We start from the raw sequence: 16655 nt of genomic DNA, 5'->3' as shown, positions 1-16655 counted from the left end.
AGTCGACAGAGAGATGGTGCTCTCAACCAGCGTGGAGCAGCGAGCCCCCAATGTCACGGCTAGGGCCGGGGGCCGCACGGCCCCCGGTGTCTGCGGCACCGGTCCCCCGTGTGCCGCGGCCCGCGCGCGCACCGACCGCGCCGGAGGGAACCCGCTCGGGCCGTCGGCCCTGAACGGTGCGCCGTCGGGCCGTGCCCCGTCCGCGCCCAGGAGCCGCGCGTCCCCGTGTCTGCGCTCCCGTCCGGCAGGTCGCCGGCTCCCCCGCGTCGCCCCGTCCAGCAAGGGCCCTCCCCTTCCCCGCACCGGCGGCCGTCGTACGCACATCGTCCCGGCCGCGCGACGGCCGGCCGCGGCATTCACGCCCCAGCCGGCCGTCCCTCGCTCCGTCCTCCTCAGAGAGGAGTACCCGGGTCGCCGGGTTCCCCTTCCTGGTCCTCACCCTCCCGTTCCGGCCCGGACCTCTCCCCCGCCTCGACGCCTTCCAGGGGCGTGCCGGCCCGCGTTCCCCGCTCCTCCTGGTAGCCCTCCGCGGCACTGGCCGTACCGGGGATCGTGCGCTCCTGCTGGTCGCTCTCGGCGCCCGAGAGGGCGCCGGACTCCTCGGAGCTGCGCGCCCGGTCGAAGCGGTCACCCCGACGGTCGTCGCCACCGGTCATGTTCGTCCTCCGGAAACGGGCGCCGCCGCGCGGGCGGCCCGTTCACCGCGCCGGTCCGTGCTCGTCCGGCCGTCCGCGTACCGTGAGCAGGTCGTCGCGTTCGGCCAGCGCCTCCAGCGACAATGTGCGGTAACCGGCCTCCTCGAACAGGACGGTGATGCGGTCCCCGTCCTCGCTCAGCACGGTACCGTCGCCCCACTGCCCATGGCGCACCTGCGCGCCGGCCGGGTACTCGGCCGCGGCGGGGTGCACGGGCCGACCGCTCGCGGCGGTGTCCTCGTCCGCCCCCTCGGCGGCCCGTTCGTCGCACACGTCGCAGTTGCCGCACGGCGCCTGGTGCTCCTCACCGAAGTAGCCGAGCAGGAAGTGGCGCCGGCAGCCGGTCGTCTCGGCGTACGCGCGGGCCATGTCGACGCGGGTCCGGTCGGTGCGGTGGTGGGCCTCGGCCGTCCGCGCGGCCTGTTCCACCGCGTCGGCGGCGGGCGTGCCGGCGACGGGCCTGACCTCGCCGTCCTCGCCGGTGGCGACGGTGCCGGCTTCCTCCAGCAGGTTCACCGCCGCGGTGACCCGGTTGCGGGACAGGCCGGTGTCCTGGCGCAGCTCCTCCAGGCCGGCGGGGTCGTGCCGGTGGTCGTGGACGGCGTCGGCGACCTCGGCGACCGTGTCGCGGGCGGGGGTGCGGCCGGCGAAGTAGGTCTGCATGCCGGTGTCCTCCGGCCGGTAGTGCAGTACGGCGAGGGCCGGCTCCCCGTCCCGGCCGCACCGGCCGATCTCCTGGTAGTAGGCGTCCAGCGAACCCGGCAGCGCCGCGTGCAGCACGAACCGGACGTCCTCCTTGTCGATGCCCATCCCGAACGCCGAGGTGGCCACCACGACGTCGGCCTCCCCGGAGAGGAAGGCGTCGTGGATCCGCTCCCGTTCGGCGGCCTTCATACCGGCGTGGTAGGCCTCGGCAGTCAGCCCGAGGGAGGCCAGCTCGGCGGCGTAGCGCTCGGTGTCCTTGCGGGTCGCCGCGTAGACCAGGCCCGGTTTCGGCTCGGCGGCGGCCCGCTCGGTCACGGCGCGGCGCCGGTCGTCCTCGTCCTGGAAGCGGCGCACCTCCAGCCGGATGTTCGGCCGGTCGAAACCGGTCACCAGCACCCGTGGACCGCTCATGCCCAGCCGCTCGGCGATGTCCTTGCGCACGGGCGGGGCGGCGGTCGCGGTCAGCGCCAGCACCGGGGGCCGCCCCACCCGCCGCACCGCCTGCTCCAGGCGCAGGTAGTCGGGGCGGAAGTCGTGCCCCCAGGAGGACACGCACTGCGCCTCGTCCACCACGAACAGGGCGGGCCGGGCCGCGGCCAGCCGTTCCACCACGTCGTCCTTGGCCAGTTGCTCGGGCGAGAGGTACACGAACCGGACGCCGCCCTCCTCCACCGCCTCCCAGGCGGCCCTGGTCTCCGCCGCGGAGAGGTCGGAGTTCACGGCGACGGCGCCCGGGGCCCGGTCGCCCCCGGGCAGCCCGGCCATCTGGTCCCGCTGCAGCGCCAGCAGCGGCGACACCACGACGACCGGGCCGGACAGCAGGACGCCGGGGACCTGGTAGACGGCCGACTTGCCCGATCCGGTGGGCATGACGATGAGGGTGTCCCGGCCCTCCAGCACGCTCTGCATCGCCGCCAGTTGCTCCGGCCGCAGCGTCTCCCAGCCGAACACCTCCGCCGCCGTCTCCCGCAGGCGCGCGTCACGCCGCTGCGCCTCCTCAGGCTCACCGCCCACGACGATCTCTCCCTCGTTTCCCGCCGCGGGTGGCGACCGGGCGGCCCGGTTCGCGGCGCCCCCTGGGTACCCCGGTCGCCGACGCGCCAGTCCCCCGGTCCGACCGGCCGTCCGGCGGCGTCCGCCGAGCCGTGCGTGCGGGGTCGCGGGCCGTGTACGTGCGGGGTCGCGAGCAGCGTGCGGTACGCCGGTGCGGGCGCGGGCCCCGTGCGTCACCCGGCCGGCGGGAGCCGCCCGTCGTCCTCCGCGTCCTCGTCCAGGCGCGTGGGCAAGGGCGCGGTGGGCGGGAACTGCCCGTGCGGGGGCACGTCGAAGTGCACCGTGACCTTCTGGAAGCCCTTGTAGGACTCCGTGGCCGCGTAGGACCGGTAGGCCCGCAGGTCTCCCGGGCTGAGGTGCACACGGTCGGTGAACGGGCTCAGCAGACTGCGCGGCCACAACCGCAGGTACCGCACCGCGCCGATCTCCGCCGTGACGACGTACACCAGCGCCCCCAGGTAGAGCCAGGCCAGCAGGCCGAGCACGATGCCGAACATGCCGTACGTAGCGGTCGTGCCCCGCAGCACGTGCCCCACGTAGTACGAGCCGCCCCACTGGAGCACCTGCCAGGCGCACGCACCGCCGAGGGCCGAGCCGTACAGGAGCCGCAACGGCATCCGGCGCCGGGTCAGCAGCCGATAGCTGAGGAGCAGCAGCAGCGAGTTGAGTGCGACGGCCGCGAGCGCGACGGCGACGCGGACACCGCCCGCCGGCCGGGTGCCGAACACGCTGGCCGCCGACTCCGCCGAGGACAGCGCGGTGGTGACGCACAGGCCCAGCGCGAGCAGCGCGAGGAACTTCAGCCCCTTCAGCCGGGAGCGCAGCGGATCGGGGCGGGCGTGCCGCGGCACCGCGAAGATCTTGTTCAGGGCGTGCTGGACCGCCTGCGCCACACCGAGGGCGCCGTAGACGCTGCCCGCGATGCCCACGGCCATGGCGGTCGCGCTGCCGTGGAAGGAGTGGATGCTGTGCCCGATCTGGTCGCCGATCACCGGGAACTCGCTCAGCGCCGAGTTCAGCACCGCCTGCTGCATCCCGGGGTTGGCGCTGAGCACGGTGCCCAGCATCGCGACCAGGAAGAGCAGCAGCGGGAACAGGGAGATGAAGCCGTAGTACGTCAGCAGGGCGGCCAGGTAGGCGGCCTCGTCGTCGTAGAACTTGTACGCCACGGCCAACGGCAGGCCCGCCCAGCGGTGCCGTCGCTGGTATCGGTCCAGCCGGGCCAGCACGTCCATGCGCTCTCCCACACCGTCAGCCGGGGGCCGCCGATGGCGGGCTCCCTCTGGTCCGGTGCCCTGACCGGCAGTTTCCATGCCGTCGGAGTCAGTCGCCGGCCGGCTCCCCCGTCCCCTCCTCCGCCGTGGAGGCCCCTCGGTTCTCGCAGTTGTCACGGTGCTCGCGGTCCGAGGCCGGCCAGACGTACGGCAGGTCGTCGGGCACGTCGGGAAAGAGGGCGCGATAGGTGGCGGGGTCCTTGCGCACGAGCGCGGAGCGGTGGCTGCGGTGCACGGCGTCGTCGCCGAGCCAGGGCGGCAGCTCACCCGCCGCCGCCAGTTCGCTCTGGCCGCGCACGGCAGTGCCCGGACGGTACACGCCGAGGTCGGCGACCATCGTGGCCGCGCAGCTGTCCTGGTGCCCCTGCTCGCGCCAGACGCGGCAGACCTCCAGGCCGTAGCGGACCAGGGCCTCCTCGTACCCCGTCCACATGCGTACGGCCGGATGCCGCCGCCATCCGTGGCCGGGCACCGTCAGGCCGCGCAGCACCTGCAACGCCTCGACGCGCTGTTTGCCCAGTCTGCGGCGGTCGAGGGCCAGCGCGGACGCCGTGAAGTCGGGATACGGCAGGAAGGTCTGCATGGCGTCGTCCGCGGTGGGTGAGGCGTGGCCGGCCGGCCCGGGCGTTCCCCCGCCCCGCCACCGCGCCTTCCGCCCCCGTGGTGCGGCCCCGGGGGCCGGGCCACCCTCCGTTCCCCTGAACGGCCCACCACCAGTGGGGCGCAGGGGGCGAGTTCGCGTGAGAGGTGTGACGGTGGTGGAAGGAATGGCGCACGTGCGAGTCCGAGGACGGGTCCCCAGCGGCACGCCCGGACAAACCCGAGCAGACCCGAGGAGGCAGGATGCCCGAGGCGGTGGCCGAGGAGGGCGTGGCGTGCGCCGGTACCGGCGGCGAGGTCGCGTGCGCCGGTGCCCTTGTCGGCGAGGGCACCGCGCCGGCGGACGGCATCGGGCGGGCCTTCCGGCGGATCAGCGCGGTCGCCGACGCCGTCCTCTACGAGGGCTACCTGCTGTACCCCTATCGCCGGTCGTCACCCAAGAACCGGGTCCGGTGGCAGTTCGGTGTGCTTCTGCCGCGGGACTGGGTGGAGCGCGACGGACCGGTCGTCCCCGGCGTCTCGGGATCGGCCGAGTCCTGGTACCAGCAGACCGAGTGCCTGCTGCTGCCGGGCCGCCCGGGCGCGGTCGTCCACGTCGTGGTGCGCTACCTCCAGACGCAGCACAAGCAGGTCGAGACGGCCGACGGGGACGGTCGTCACCGTCCGGTCCAGTCGCTGCGGACGGCCGACGGGACGACCCACCTGACCTTCGAGGAGGCGGTGCCGCGCGAGGCCGCCCTCGCCGTCGCGCTGGACGACCTGCTGGACGGCGAGCGTGTCCTCGCGGTCCGGGCGGCGGCGGGCCGGGAGACGACGGTGCTGCCGGAGGGCGCCGGGCGGGTGGTCCGGCGCCGCCAGGAGGTGCGGGCGCGCACCGTCCTCGCGGCCGAGCGGCTTCCCGGCGGTGTCTGCCGGCTCCGGGTGCGCACCGAGCACGCGGGACGGGCGTGCGACCCGGGGGCGCCGCGGGACGAGGTGCTGCGCCGGGCGCTGGTCGCCACTCATACGCTCCTCGGCGGCGAGGGAGTGGAGTTCGTGTCGCTGATCGACCCGCCGGCGGGCCTGGTGGAGCAGGCGGGCGCGTGCCGCAACGCGTTCACCTTCCCGGTGCTCGGCGGTGAGCCGCCGGCCGGCGCCGGTGGTCCCGGCGCCGAGCCGGACGGCGGCACCGCGGCCGTCGTGCTCTCGGCGCCGATCATCCTCCCCGACCGGCCGCAAGTGGCGCCGGAGAGCCCGGGCGATCTGCACGACGCCGCGGAGATCGACGAGATCCTGACCCTGCGCACCCTGCTGCTGACCGACGAGGAGAAGCGCGAGGCACGCGCGACCGACGCGCGCGCCGCCGGCATCCTGGACCGGGTCGAGACGATGCCCCCGGAGGTCTTCGGCCGCCTGCACGGCGCGATCCGCTCCCTGGCGCCCGCCGCCCCCGCCACCGCCGCCCCCGCCGCCACCGGCGAGCGGCTCGCCTGGTGGCAGGAGGGCGCCGACGACGGGCTGTCCCCGGCGACCGACCCGGTCGTCGTCGACGGTGTGCCGGTGTGCGGCGGCAGCCGGGTGCGGCTGTGCCCGCGGGGCCGGGGCGCCGACGCGCAGGACATGTTCCTGGCCGGGCGGACCGCGCGGGTCACCGCCGTCTTCCGCGACGTCGACGGCGGCACGCACCTCGCCGTCACCCTCGACGACGATCCCGCGGCCGAGCTCAACGGCTGGTACGGCCGCTTCCACTACTTCCGGCCCGAGGAAGTGGAGCCGTTCCGGCCGGGGGACGCCGCCGGCGGGCCGCCGGCCCCGGCTCCCGCCGCACCCTGACCGCGGCACACGCCCGACTCCGAGACCCCCGGCAGCGGAGGCCGATCACATGACCACTCACAGCAGCACCACCGAAGTCAGCCGGCAGCCCAGCCGCGCCGAGGCGCGCCAGGGCTTCGACGAGATCACCATTCTCTGGATCTCCGAGGGCATGAGCTGCGACGGGGACACCGTCTCCCTCACGGCCGCCGGCCAGCCCGGCATCGAGGACGTCGTCCTCGGCCTGATCCCCGGCCTGCCGAAGGTGAACCTGGTCAACAAGGTCCTGTCGCCGAGCCTGGGCGGTGAGGACTTCCTCGCGCCCTACCGGGCGGCGGCACAGGGCGAGCTGGCGCCGTTCATCCTCGTCATCGAGGGGTCGGTCCCCAACCAGAACATCATCGAGGGCGACGGCTACTGGACGTCCTTCGGCAACGACCCCGACACCGGCCAGCCGCAGACCCTGAACTGGTGGATCGACCAACTGGCCCCCAGGGCCTGGGCGGTGGTGGCCGCGGGTACCTGCGCGACCTACGGCGGCATCCACGCCATGGCCGGCAACCCGACCGGTTCCATGGGTCTCGCGGACTACCTGGGCTGGGACTTCACCTCCCAGGGCGGCCTGCCGATTGTGAACGTGCCCGGCTGCCCCATCCAGCCGGAGAACTTCATGGAGACCCTGATCTGGGTGCTCTACCACGCGGCCGGTTCCGCTCCGCCGCCCCCGCTGGACCACATGCTGCGCCCGCAGTGGCTGTTCGGGAAGACCGTGCACGAGGGCTGCGACCGGGGCTCCTACTACGAGCAGGCCGGCTTCGCCAGGGACTACAACTCCCCCAAGTGCCTGGTGAAGACCGGCTGCTGGGGTCCCGTCGTCAACTGCAACGTGCCCAAGCGTGGCTGGATGGCCGGCCTCGGGGGCTGCCCGAACGTGGGCGGCATCTGCATCGGCTGCACGATGCCCAGCTTCCCCGACGCGTTCATGCCGTTCATGGACGAGCCCCCGGGCGGGACCCTGTCGTCGCTGGTCATCAGGCCCTACGGGGCCGTCGTCCGCCGCCTGCGCGGACTGACGAACGCCCTGGTGAACCACGAACCCAAGTGGCACCACAACAAGGACAGGCTGACGAGCGGTTACGACCCGCACTGGCGCGCCTGATGCCGCGAGGACCGCTCCTCCACACCCCACCACGGAACACGGACAGCGAGGGACAGTACCGCCGATGACCACAACCGAGTCCCGGCCCACCGGGCGCAAGCCCGCCCAGCTCGTGGACATGTCCTGGGATCCGATCACCCGCATCATCGGGAACCTGGGCATCTACACGAAGATCGACTTCGCCAACCGGGAGGTCGTGGAGTGCCACAGCACCTCGTCGCTGTTCCGCGGCTACTCGGTGTTCATGAAGGGCAAGGACCCGCGTGACGCGGGTTTCATCACCTCGCGCATCTGCGGCATCTGCGGCGACAACCACACCACGTGCTCCGACTACGCCCAGCAGATGGCCTACGGCGTCAAGCCGCCGCGGCTGGCCGAGCACATCGTCAACCTCGGCGAGGCGGCCGAGTACATGTTCGACCACACGATCTTCCAGGACAACCTGGTGTTCGTGGACTTCTGCGAGGCGATGGTCAAGGCCACCAACCCCGGTGTGCTGGCACGCGCCGAGCGCACCGACGCGCCGCGGGGCGAGATCCACGGCTACCGGACCATCGGCGACATCATGAAGGCCTTCAACCCCTTCGAGGGCGAGGTGTACCAAGAGGCGCTGAGGATGAGCCGCGTCACCCGGGAGATGTTCTGCCTGATGGAGGGACGGCACGTCCACCCGTCGACGCTGTACCCGGGCGGGGTCGGCACCATGCCGCAGCCGAACACGTTCACCGACTACCTCGCCCGGCTGATGCGGGTCGTCGACTTCGTCAAGAAGGCCGTCGCCATGAACGACGACGTCTTCGACTTCTTCTACGAGGCCCTGCCCGGCTACGAGGAGGTCGGCCGCCGGCGCGTCCTGCTCGGCTGCTGGGGTGCCTGGCAGAACCCGGACGTCGTCGACTACCGCTACGACACGATGAACGAGTGGGGCAGGGCGATGTACGTCACCCCCGGCATCGTCGTCGACGGGCAGCTGGTCACCAACAACCTCGTCGACATCAACCTCGGTCTGCGGATCCTGCTCGGCAGCTCCTACTACGAGGACTGGGTCAACGACCAGCCGTTCGTCACGCACGACCCGCTCGGCAACCCCGTCGACATGCGCCACCCGTGGAACCAGACGACCGTCCCGGTGCCGCAGAAGCGCAACTTCGACGAGAAGTACAGCTGGGTGATGAGCCCGCGGTGGTACCACCCGGAGACGGGCCAGCACCTCGCCCTGGACACCGGCGGCGGCCCGCTCGCCCGCCTGTGGTCGACCGCGCTGAGCGGGCTGGTCGACACCCCGTACGTCAAGGCCACCGGCAACAGCGTGCGCATCTCCCTGCCCAAGGGCGAGAAACTGCCGGAGACGACGCTGGAGTGGCGCATCCCGCAGTGGAGCAACACCATCGAGCGGGACCGGGCCCGGCCGTACTTCATCGCCTACGCGGCCGCCATGGCGCTGCAGTTCGTGGAGGAGGCCATGCAGCTGGTCCGGGCCGGGGAGACGAAGGTGTTCGAGAACTTCGAGGTCCCCGACGAGGCGATCGGCTGCGGCTTCCACGAGGCGGTGCGCGGCGTCCTGTCCCACCACCTGGTGATCCGGGACAAGAAGATCGCCAACTACCACCCGTACCCGCCCACCCCGTGGAACGCCAGCCCCCGGGACGTCTACGGCACCCCGGGACCGTACGAGGACGCCGTCCAGGGGCAGCCCGTCTTCGAGGAGAACGGCCCGGACGACTTCAAGGGTGTCGACATCATGCGCACGGTGCGCAGCTTCGACCCCTGCCTGCCGTGCGGGGTGCACATGTACGTCGGCAAGGGCAGGACGCTGACGACGCTGCACTCGCCGACGTACGGAGCCGACCGTGGCTGACGCCGGGCCGTCCCCGGCCGCCGGGGCCGCGCGTCTCACGGACCCGGCGGTCGAGGCGCGGCTGGCCCGGCTGGAGGAGCTGCTGGCGGGCATGGAGCACGCGCCGGGCCCGGCGGCCCGCCAGGCCGTCGAGACGGTCCGGCTGCTGACGGAGGTGTACGGCGAGGCGCTGGCCCGGGTCATGGACCGGGCGGACGAGAGCCTCGGCGGGCGCCTCGCCGACGACGAGCTGGTGGGTCACCTGCTGGTCCTGCACGACATCCATCCGGAGTCCGTCGAACAGCGGGCGGCGCGCGCGGTGGAACGGCTGCGGCCCGCGGTGCGGGAGCGCGGCGGCGACGTGGAACTCGTCGCCGTGGAGGGCCGGGTGGCGCGCGTCCGGCTGGCCGAGGGCGGCGGGTGCGGTGCCGGCTGCGGTGGCGGGACGGCGCCCGGCGTCACGGAGGCGGTCCGCGCGGCCGTGCTCGCCGTCGCTCCGGAACTGACGGCGGTGGAGCCGCTGCCCGAGACCCCGCGGTCCGCTGCTGTGGCGTTCGTGCCGCTGGACACGCTGGCGGTGCGGGCCGCGCCGCGGACGCAGGGGGCACGGTGAGCGCACAGGGCGCCGCAGGCACCAAGGGCACGGTGAGCGCGAAGGGCGCGGCGGGTGCGCTGGCCCGGCTCGTGCGCTCCCCGGCCGAGCAGGCGGCCGCGTGGGAGGAGGCGTGCGACCTGTGCGCCGCCCCCGTCCCCGAAGAGCACCGGCACCTGTTCGACACCGAGCAGCAGGAGCTGCGGTGCGCCTGCGGCCCCTGCTCGGTGCTGTTCGCCGCCGACGGCGCGGGCGGCGGCCGGCACCGGCTCGTCCCCCGGCGCCGCGTCCGGCTGCCGGGGGTGGACACCGCCGCCCTGGGCGTGCCGGTCGGGCTGGTCTTCTTCGTCCCGCACACCGACGGCACGGTCACCGCACAGGGGCCGAGCCCGGCGGGGGCCATGCGGTGGGAGGTCGACGCGGCCGGCTGGCGCAGGGCGGTCGCCGGATGCCCGGCGCTGGGCACCGTGGAACCCGAGGTGGAGGCGCTGCTGGTGAACACCGTCCACGGCCTCGACCACCACTGGATCGCGCCGGTCGACGACTGCTTCCGGATGGTCGCCCTCGTCCGGCGGGAGTGGCGCGGTCTGTCCGGCGGCGGCCGGGTGTGGCCGGCCCTCCAGCGGTTCTTCGAGGACCTCACCGAACGGTCATGAGCACGTACTCCGCCGCGCCGGCCGCGCGGGCGGCGGGCGGAGGCGAGGAAGGAGAGCCCCATGGGCACCATCAGAGTCGGCCGGCGTCAGGCGCGGCCCGACACCCCGACGCACGTGCGCGGTCTGCACCAGGGCAACAAGGGACCCTACGAGTACCAGACCGGGCACCAGGAGGACGGCACCTCCGACGCGCGACGCTCCACCGGGATCCACTGGAAGCGGCATGACACGCTCCTGGAGAGCATGCCGAACATCTCGCCGGGATGACTGTGACCGACGGCAGGAGGCGACCGGAATGAAGGTACGGACGACAGGGTGTCCGCCCGCGGCAGCCGCCGCGGACGCGGGCAGGAGAGCCGGGATGACCGCATGGCAGCTGGTGAAGATCCAGGCCGCCGTGGCGGGCGGCCTGGTGGTGGCACTGATCGCCTGGGAGATCCCCGGCATCGTGCGGGAGCTGAGGATCTGGCGCATGACCGGCGGCCTCCGCGCGAGCCGACGGTACCCGTGAGCCGGCCGTGCACGAACTGTCCATCGCGACCGCGATCGTGGAGCAGGCCGGTGAGTTCGCCCGGCGGGACGGTGCGGGTGCCGTCACGGCGGTGACCGTGCGGGTCGGAGAGCTGGCGGGTGTCGTGCCCGACGCCCTCCACTTCGCCTTCGAGGTGGCCCGCGACGGCACCGCACTCGCCGGGGCCCGGCTGGAGATCGAGCACGTCCCCGCACGGGCGTACTGCGACGGCTGCGCCGAGGAGTTCGCGGTGGGCATGCCCCCGCTGTTCTGGTGCCCGCGCTGCGACCGCGCCTGCGCGGAGCTGCGCAGCGGCCGGGAGCTGGAGATCACCGCCATCGAGCCGGTGCCGGCCGCGGCCCCGCCGTGAGCGGTGCGGGCACTCCCCGGTGCCGCCCGGCGAACCGCCGCGCCGCCGCCCGCCACGCAGTGCACTCACACCCGGACCCCGCCGGCGCCTGTCGCGCCGGCGGGGTTCCGTCGTGTGCGGGCGGTGCGGGTGCTCAGCAGATGCGGGGCAGCTGCTCCCCGAGCGGCAGGTCCACCACCCGCGTGCCGCCCAGGCCGGTGGAGACGACGACCATGCCGGGGTGCTCGGCGACGCACTCGCCGACGAGTGCGGCGCCGGTGCCCCGCGGGTGGGCGCGCATCGCCTCCAGCACGGCGTCGGCCCGCGCACGGGGCACGAAGGCGACCAGGCGGCCCTCGTTGGCGACGTAGAGCGGGTCGATGCCGAGGAAACCGCAGGCGTTGGCCACCGCCTCCGGGACCGGGAGGGCACGCTCGCTCAGCCGGACCCCGGTGCCCGAGGCGCGGGCGATCTCGTTCAGGGACGCGGCGAGTCCGCCGCGGGTGGGGTCGCGCAGCACGTGGACGTTGGGGGTGACGGCCAGCATCGCCGCCACGAGGTCCGCCAGCGGGGCGGTGTCGGAGGCGACCTCGACACCGAACTCCAGCCCCTCGCGCACGCTCATGATCGCCACGCCGTGCAGGCCGATCGGGCCGCTGACGATGACGGCGTCCCCCGGCCGGGCGCGCTGCGGACGGATGTCCACGCCGTCGGGGACGAGCCCGATGCCGGCGGTGGTGACGTAGACGCCGTCGCCGTGCCCGGCCTCGACCACCTTGGTGTCGCCCGTCACCACGGTGACGCCGGCCTCCTGGGCCGCCGCCCCCATGGCCCGCGCGATCCGGCCGACGACCTCCAGCTCGACGCCCTCCTCCAGCACGAAGGCCGCGGAGAGGCAGGCGGGCCGGGCGCCGCTCATCGCGAGGTCGTTGACGGTGCCGTTGACGGCGAGGTCGCCGAGGCTGCCGCCGGGGAAGAACAGCGGCCGCACGACGTAGGAGTCGGTGGAGAACGCCAGCGGGGCGCCGCCGAGGCGGAGGACGGCGGAGTCGGCGAGCCCGGCCAGGGTGGGGTTGCCGTAGGCCGGGGCGAAGACGTGCTCCATCAGTTCGGCCGACAGGGCGCCGCCCCCGCCGTGGCCCATCACCACGACACCCTGGTCGCGCAGGGGGGCCGGGCAGGTCCAGTTCGCGGGGTCGACGGGGGCGCCGGCCCGTGGATCAGCGAGCTCAGCCAACGGGGTTCCTCTCCTCCTGCGGAACGCGGGAGCCCTGCGGAACGCGGGAGCCCCGCGGGGCCGGGTCGTTCATCCGCCGGTACAGGTAGTAGGCGGCGCAGGCGCCCTCGTTGGAGACCATGGTGGCGCCGAGCGGGGTGCGCGGGGTGCAGGCGGTGCCGAAGGCGGAGCAGTCGGTCGGCTTGATCAGCCCTTGCAGGACCTCGCCGGCACGGCACACGGCGGGCTCCTCGGTGCGGATGCCGGTGACGTCGAAGCGGTGCTCGGCGTCGTAGGCGCGGTAGGCGTCCGACAGGCGCCAGCCGCTGGCGGGGATGCGTCCGATGCCGCGCCAGGACCGGTCGGCGACCTCGAAGACCTCCTCGATCATGCGCAGCGCGGCGGGGTTGCCCGCCTCGCGGACGGCCCGGGGGTAGGCGTTCTCCACGGTGTGCCGGCCGCGTTCGAGCTGGTGCACGGCGCAGCGGATGCCCTCGAGGATGTCCAGCGGTTCAAAGCCGGTGACCACGATGGGCACGCGGTGCCGGTCGGCCAGCTCGGGGTACTCGGCGGTGCCCATCACGCTGCACACGTGCCCGGCGGCGAGGAAGCCCTGCACCCGGCAGGACGGGGCCGTCATGATGGCCTCGATGGCCGGTGGCACCCGCACGTGGGACACCAGCATGCTGAAGTTGCCGAGGCCCAGGCGGCGGGCCTGGTGCACGGCCATGGCGTTGGCGGGTGCGGTCGTCTCGAAGCCGATGGCGAAGAAGACGACCTGGCGGTCGGGGTGCGCGCGGGCCAGCCGCAGGGCGTCGAGCGGGGAGTACACCACCCGTACGTCACCGCCCTCGCCCTTGACCCGGAACAGGTCCCGGCCGGTGCCCGGCACCCGCAGCATGTCCCCGAACGAGCAGAAGACGACGTCGGGGCGGGCGGCGATCTCCAGCGCCTTGTCGATGACCTCCAGCGGGGTGACGCAGACCGGGCATCCGGGGCCGTGGATCAGTTCCACCTCCTCGGGCAGCAACTGGTCGATGCCGTGCCGGATGATCGAGTGCGTCTGGCCGCCGCAGACCTCCATCAGCGCCCAGGGCCGGGTGACCGTGGCGCGGATCTCGTCCAGCAGCCGCCGGGCCAGCCGGGGGTCGTGGAACTCGTCGGTGTACTTCATCGGGCCTCACTCCCGCTCCCGCCGCGCTCCGCGCACTCCGCCGCCCGGGGGGCGTGCGGGGCGGCGGTCGCGGCCTGCTGCGACGCCTGCTCCCAGGCGTCGCCGAACTCCTCCTCCAGCAGTCCCAGTTGCTCGAACAGCTCCAGGGACGCCCGGGCCGACTCCTCGTCCAGACGCTGCAGGGCGAACCCGACGTGGACGATGACGTACTCGCCGACTTCTACATCGGGCAGGTATTCCAGACACGCCTGCTTGCGCACACCGCCGAAGTCGATCAGCCCGGTGAGCGGATCGGCGCGGTCGTCGATGGCCACGACTTTGCCGGGCACTGCCAAGCACATGGGTCACTCCGTCTCGTCGCTGTCTGGGCCGGCGGTGGTCCGGCGGCCCGGCCGGCCTTCCGGGTCCGGGCGTTCACCGGGCGGGTCCCGGGCCTCGCCCGTCCGGTCGCCGGTGTGCGGCGACCACGAGCTGGCCGAGGGCCAGCCCGCCGTCGTTCGGGGGGACTTCGCCGTGGCACAGCACGGTGCAGCCGTCCGCCGCGAGCAGCGCAGCGCACTCCTGCTCCAGCAGGCCGTTGGCGAAGACACCGCCGCTGAGCACGACGGTGGTCAGGCCGGTGGCGCGGCGGGCGTGCCGGCACATCTCCACGACGGCCCGGGCGACGCCGCGGTGGAAGCGCGCGGCGAGCACCGGTGCGGGGGTGCCGCGGCGCAGGTCGGCGAGGAGCTCCCGCAGCATCGGGGCCGGGTCGCAGCCGAGCGGACCCGGGCCGCCGGTCAGGCCGAAGGTGTACGCCGCCTTGTCCGCGTCCCGGGCCGAGGCGGCCGCGGCCTCCAGTTCCAGCGCGGCCTGCGCCTCGTGTCCCGCGCGGTGGCACACGCCGGCGAGTGACGACACGGCGTCGAAGAGCCGGCCCATGCTGGAGGTCGGCGCGCATGCCACCCCTCGCGTCAACTGCCTGCGCAGCACGGCCAGTTCCTCGGGGGCGCAGGCGGCGACGCTGGGCAGGCCGGGGTCCCAGGGCAGGCCGGCCGCCCACAGCCGGGCCAGGGCCGTGCGGCACGGGTTGGCCACGCCGGCGTCGCCGCCGGGCAGCGGTGCGGGGCTGAGGTGGGCCAGGCGCCGGTGGCCGGCGTAGTCGGCGAGCAGCACCTCGCCGCCCCAGACGGTGCCGTCGTCGCCGTACCCGGTGCCGTCGAAGGCGACGCCGATGACCGGTTCGGTGCCGTCCAGGCCGTGCTCAGCCATCGCCGAGGCGATGTGCGCGTGATGGTGCTGGACGAGGACGGGTGCGGGCGCCCCCAGTTCGGCGGCGCGCCGGCGGGCCCACCTCGCGGAGTGGTAGCCCGGGTGCCGGTCGGCCGCGAGGTGCGCGGGGGCGACCCCGGTCACGAGCGTGAGCTGCCGCTCCGCCCGGCCGGCGGCCTCCAGCACGGCCAGGTCGCCCATGTCCCCGATGTGCGGCCCGAACCAGGCCTGGTCGCCCTCGCCGAGGCACGGGGCGTTCTTCAGGTCGCCGCCCACGGCGAGCGTGGGGCGGACCGCGACCGGCAGGCGCAGCGGGCGGGGCACGTATCCGCGGGAGCGCCTGAGGACCTGCGCGGTGCCGTCGGGACGGACCCGGAGCAGCGAGTCGTCGCACGGGGCGGCGATGGGCCGGTCGTGGGCGAGCCAGGCGTCGGCCAGCCCCGCGAGCCGGGTCAGTGCCTCGTCGTCGTCCGTGACGATGGGCTGACCGGAGCGGTTGCCGCTGGTCATCACGAGCACGCGCGGGCCGGGAGGGTCACCTGGCAGTCCGAACAGCAGCGTGTGCACGGGGGTGTACGGCAGCATGACACCGAGGTGCGGGCTGCCCGGGCAGACCTCGTCGGCCACCCGCAGCCCGGGCCGGGCCGCCCGGCGCAGCAGTACGACGGGACGCCGCGGGCTCGTCAGCGCGCACCGCTCGCCCTCGGAGAGGTCCGTGAGCCGCCGCACGGTGGCGAGATCGGCGCACATCACCGCGAAGGCCTTGCCGCCCCGCTCCTTGCGGGCGCGCAGGGCGGCGACGGCGCGGGCGTCGGTGGCGTCGCACGCCAGGTGGTAGCCGCCGATCCCCTTGACGGCGACGATGCGCCCGGCCGCGAGCAGCGCCCGGGCGGTGGTCAGGGCCTCGGCGTCCCGGGCGGGACGGACGTCGCCGCCCGGCGCGGGCACCAGGCGCAGCCGGGGGCCGCAGTCGGGGCAGGCCACGGGCTGGGCGTGGAAGCGCCGGTCGGCCGGATCACCGTACTCCCGGGCGCAGGCGGCGCACATCGGGAAACCGGCCATGGTGGTGGTGGCGCGGTCGTACGGCATGCCCGTGGCGATGGTGAAGCGGGGCCCGCAGTGGGTGCAGGTGATGAACGGGTGCCGGTGCCGGGGGTCGGCCGGGTCGGCCAGTTCCCGCAGGCAGTCGGCGCAGGTGGCGGTGTCGGGCGGGAGCTGCGTGCGGCCCGGGGACTGCTCGGAGGGCCGGATGGTGAACGGGCCGGCGGTGCCGGTGGCGGGCACGTCCCGCCAGCCGATGCCGGTCACGGCGGCCAGCGGCGGCGGCTGTCCGGCCAGCCGGTCGCAGAAGTGCCCGACGTCACGGGACGGGCCCTCGACCTCGATGAGCACTCCGTCGGCGGTGTTGCTCACGAAGCCGGCCAGCGCGAGGTCGGCGGCCAGGCGGTGCACGTACGGCCGGAAGCCCACGCCCTGGACCGTGCCGCGCACACTGATCCGGCGGCGCATCCGGCCGGCGGCGGGTGCGGTCACGAGGTGGGGCTGGGGGCCGGGGGGCGGGGAGCGGGACGGCCACCGCGGGCCCGCTCGCCGGGGGCGGCGCTGTGGTCGTGGCCGTGCTCGTGCTCGTCGTCCTGGCCGTGCTCGTGACCGTGCTCGTCGTCCTGGCCGTGCTCGTGACCGTGCTCGTCGTCCTGGCCGTGCTCGTGACCGTGCTCGTCGTCCTGGCCGTGCTCGTGACCGTGCTCGTCGTCCTGGCCGTGCTCGTGCCTTCGCCCGGCGGTGTGGTCGC

At 74.4% G+C, this 16655-nt stretch carries 16 protein-coding genes; 8 read left to right on the top strand and 8 right to left on the bottom strand.

Annotated features, from left to right (window positions below):
- Positions 1-392: 392 nt before the first annotated feature.
- The 4 genes from ACWDNY_RS17620 to ACWDNY_RS17605 form a co-directional block, all read right to left on the bottom strand.
- The gene (locus tag ACWDNY_RS17620; RefSeq protein WP_451646654.1) at positions 393-656 is read right to left on the bottom strand and encodes a hypothetical protein; all 264 of its coding nucleotides are present in this window, start codon (positions 654-656) and stop codon (positions 393-395) included.
- Positions 657-698: 42 nt separating this feature from the next.
- Positions 699-2414: a RecQ family ATP-dependent DNA helicase gene (locus tag ACWDNY_RS17615; RefSeq protein ID WP_451646653.1), complete on the bottom strand. Its 1716-nt coding sequence runs from the start codon at positions 2412-2414 to the stop codon at positions 699-701.
- A 212-nt stretch (positions 2415-2626) separates the two neighbouring features.
- Positions 2627-3688, bottom strand: coding sequence for a YihY/virulence factor BrkB family protein (locus tag ACWDNY_RS17610; protein WP_451646652.1), 1062 nt, complete (start codon positions 3686-3688; stop codon positions 2627-2629).
- Between the two features lie 88 nt (positions 3689-3776).
- Positions 3777-4310 carry an MSMEG_6728 family protein gene (locus tag ACWDNY_RS17605; RefSeq protein ID WP_451646651.1) on the bottom strand — a complete coding sequence of 178 codons (534 nt, stop codon included), beginning with the start codon at positions 4308-4310 and terminating at the stop codon, positions 3777-3779.
- A gap of 260 nt (positions 4311-4570) precedes the next feature.
- Here ACWDNY_RS17605 and ACWDNY_RS17600 point away from each other — a divergent pair, with 260 nt between their 5' ends.
- The 8 genes from ACWDNY_RS17600 to hypA all read left to right on the top strand — a co-directional run bounded on the left by ACWDNY_RS17600 (position 4571) and on the right by hypA (position 11243).
- Entirely contained in the window at positions 4571-6139 is a 1569-nt protein-coding gene (locus ACWDNY_RS17600; protein WP_451646650.1) for a hypothetical protein, read from the top strand.
- A gap of 49 nt (positions 6140-6188) precedes the next feature.
- Entirely contained in the window at positions 6189-7277 is a 1089-nt protein-coding gene (locus tag ACWDNY_RS17595; protein ID WP_451646649.1) for an NADH-quinone oxidoreductase subunit B family protein, read from the top strand.
- 64 nt (positions 7278-7341) lie between these two features.
- Entirely contained in the window at positions 7342-9135 is a 1794-nt protein-coding gene (locus tag ACWDNY_RS17590; RefSeq protein ID WP_451646648.1) for a nickel-dependent hydrogenase large subunit, read from the top strand.
- Positions 9128-9727, top strand: coding sequence for a NifU family protein (locus ACWDNY_RS17585; protein ID WP_451646647.1), 600 nt, complete (start codon positions 9128-9130; stop codon positions 9725-9727). The genes ACWDNY_RS17590 and ACWDNY_RS17585 overlap by 8 nt, the downstream gene beginning before the upstream one ends.
- Positions 9724-10362: a DUF5947 family protein gene (locus ACWDNY_RS17580; protein WP_451646646.1), complete on the top strand. Its 639-nt coding sequence runs from the start codon at positions 9724-9726 to the stop codon at positions 10360-10362. The genes ACWDNY_RS17585 and ACWDNY_RS17580 overlap by 4 nt, the downstream gene beginning before the upstream one ends.
- Positions 10363-10422: 60 nt before the next feature.
- Positions 10423-10629 (top strand): hypothetical protein, encoded by a 207-nt coding sequence (locus ACWDNY_RS17575; protein ID WP_451646645.1) that lies wholly within the window; start codon positions 10423-10425, stop codon positions 10627-10629.
- Positions 10630-10723: 94 nt separating this feature from the next.
- Positions 10724-10873 carry a hypothetical protein gene (locus ACWDNY_RS17570; RefSeq protein WP_451646644.1) on the top strand — a complete coding sequence of 50 codons (150 nt, stop codon included), beginning with the start codon at positions 10724-10726 and terminating at the stop codon, positions 10871-10873.
- Between the two features lie 7 nt (positions 10874-10880).
- A complete protein-coding gene (gene hypA / locus ACWDNY_RS17565) occupies positions 10881-11243 on the top strand; it encodes a hydrogenase maturation nickel metallochaperone HypA (protein ID WP_451646643.1) in 363 nt (120 codons plus the stop codon).
- A gap of 133 nt (positions 11244-11376) precedes the next feature.
- On the opposite strand, the gene hypE is transcribed toward hypA, so the two are convergent.
- The 4 genes from hypE to hypF form a co-directional block, all read right to left on the bottom strand.
- Complete coding sequence (hypE, locus tag ACWDNY_RS17560; RefSeq protein ID WP_451646642.1) at positions 11377-12459, bottom strand: hydrogenase expression/formation protein HypE; 1083 nt, start codon at positions 12457-12459, stop codon at positions 11377-11379.
- Positions 12452-13612, bottom strand: a complete 1161-nt coding sequence (hypD, locus tag ACWDNY_RS17555) for a hydrogenase formation protein HypD (protein ID WP_451646641.1) — start codon at positions 13610-13612, stop codon at positions 12452-12454. The genes hypE and hypD overlap by 8 nt, the downstream gene beginning before the upstream one ends.
- The gene (locus ACWDNY_RS17550) at positions 13609-13953 is read right to left on the bottom strand and encodes a HypC/HybG/HupF family hydrogenase formation chaperone (protein ID WP_451646640.1); all 345 of its coding nucleotides are present in this window, start codon (positions 13951-13953) and stop codon (positions 13609-13611) included. Before ACWDNY_RS17550 ends, hypD begins: the two co-directional genes overlap by 4 nt.
- A 73-nt stretch (positions 13954-14026) precedes the next feature.
- Positions 14027-16372 carry a carbamoyltransferase HypF gene (gene hypF, locus ACWDNY_RS17545; protein ID WP_451646656.1) on the bottom strand — a complete coding sequence of 782 codons (2346 nt, stop codon included), beginning with the start codon at positions 16370-16372 and terminating at the stop codon, positions 14027-14029.
- Between the last annotated feature and the right edge of the window lie 283 nt (positions 16373-16655).

Source organism: Streptomyces sp. NPDC003697 (assembly GCF_053587115.1).
Note: the sequence above shows the minus strand (reverse complement) of the source record. Positions and strands in the feature narration are given on the sequence as shown.